The following is a 1,542-nucleotide window of genomic DNA, read 5'->3' as shown; positions in this document are numbered from 1 at the left end:
GCGGGGGGCCCACGGTCGGCCAGCAGTGGTTCGTCGTCCCCGGCCGCGGCGCCGATGGGCACGCCACCGGCACCTTCAAGCTGGTCAACCGCTACAGCGGGCTGGTCGTCGGCATGTCGGGCACGAAGGGGCGGCTCGCCGAGACCACGCCGACCCGGGCCTGGACCGACACCGGCGGCAGTGCCGTCGGCGGTGCGCGCACCGCCGCCGAACAGACGCTGACCCTCACACCCGCCGGGCGACACCGGCACTGAGCCACTGAGTCGCTGAGCCACTGAGCGACTCGGTACGTGAGCAACTGAATTCCTGAGTACCTGTCCCCGGGCGGGGCGCCTCGCATCCCGCGGCGCCCCGCCCTCCTTTCGTTCCCAGAGCCTTCGTCCGCAGAGGAGATCCCGCGTGCCCGCCCGGTACCACCTGAGGTTCCAGATCCACCCCGGCCCGACCGCCACCGAACAGGCCAAGGAACTCGCCGAGTTCTGCCGCGCGAACGGCGTGGACGAGGTCGTACTGCTGCTCGCCGCCGAGGAGTTCCACGCCGGGCACCCGACGGCGGCCGAGGAGGACCGCCTGTACGACACCGCCGCCGCCACGGCCGCGACGCTGCGCGACGCGGGCCTCGACGTCGGTCTCAACCCCTGGGTGACCACCGGGCACGCCGACCGGGGCCGCCGCGACCGGCACGGCTTCGCGCCGATGGTCGGCCCCGACGGCACGGCCGCGGCGGGCCAGGCCTCCTTCGCCTGCCCGGTGTGGCGCTCCTGGCTCACCGCCCACTACGCCCGGTTCGCGGACCTGGGTCTGCGCGTGCTGTGGCTGGAGGACGACTTCCGCTACCACAACCACGCGCCGCTCACCTGGGGCGGCGGCTTCGAACCGCTGATGCTGGAGCGCCTGTCCCAGCTGGTCGGCGCGCCCGTCACCCGGCAGCAGGCGGTGGCCGCCGTGACCGCGCCCGGCACCCCGCACCCGTGGCGCTCCCTCCTCCAACAGGTGTGGAACACCGCCCAGTTGGAGGTCGCCGGCCTCGTCGCCGAGGCAGTCGACAAGCACTCCGGCGGCCGTTCCCGGCTGGGCCTGATGAGCTCGGTGCCGGGAGTCCACAGCGTCGAGGGGCGGGACTGGAGCGCACTGTTCGACGCGCTCGCCGTGCGGGGCGAGGCCGTGCAGCGCCCGCACTTCGCCGGGTACGAGGACGCTCCGGCCCGTGGACTCAGCAGCTCGGTATGGCTGTTGGAGCAACAGCGCGTGCTGCGTCCGCCCCACGTGCGCAGCGAGCCGGAGATCGAGAACTGGCCGCACACGGCCTGGTCCAAGTCCGACACCCAGACCTGGTCGGAGCTCGTCACCGCTCAACTCTCGGGCGCCGATGCGCTGTTGCTCAACCTGCACCCCACGTACTCGGGTCATGCCGGACGCCATCTGCGCATCGCGGGGCTGCTGCGCCGCGCCCGTCCGGCCCTCGACCTGGTGGCGGACCGCGTCGCGGGCGAACGCGGCACCGCCGGAGTGGGCCTGGCCGTCCCCCCGCGGGCCGCTGCG

At 73.9% G+C, this 1,542-nt stretch carries 1 protein-coding gene and 1 pseudogene; both read left to right on the top strand.

All coding sequences use genetic code 11. The annotated features are described in order from the left end of the window. Positions 1-254 (top strand): annotated as a pseudogene (locus G3I40_RS26530) (hypothetical protein); the annotation flags it as partial. Between the two features lie 145 nt (positions 255-399). Beyond that, positions 400-1,542 (top strand): hypothetical protein (locus tag G3I40_RS26525; RefSeq protein ID WP_203644831.1); only part of this gene is annotated, 1,143 nt, incomplete at its 3' end.

It is taken from the genome of Streptomyces sp. SID14478 (genome assembly GCF_010548525.1).
In the GTDB taxonomy this organism is placed as follows: domain Bacteria; phylum Actinomycetota; class Actinomycetes; order Streptomycetales; family Streptomycetaceae; genus Streptomyces.
Note: the sequence above shows the minus strand (reverse complement) of the source record. Positions and strands in the feature narration are given on the sequence as shown.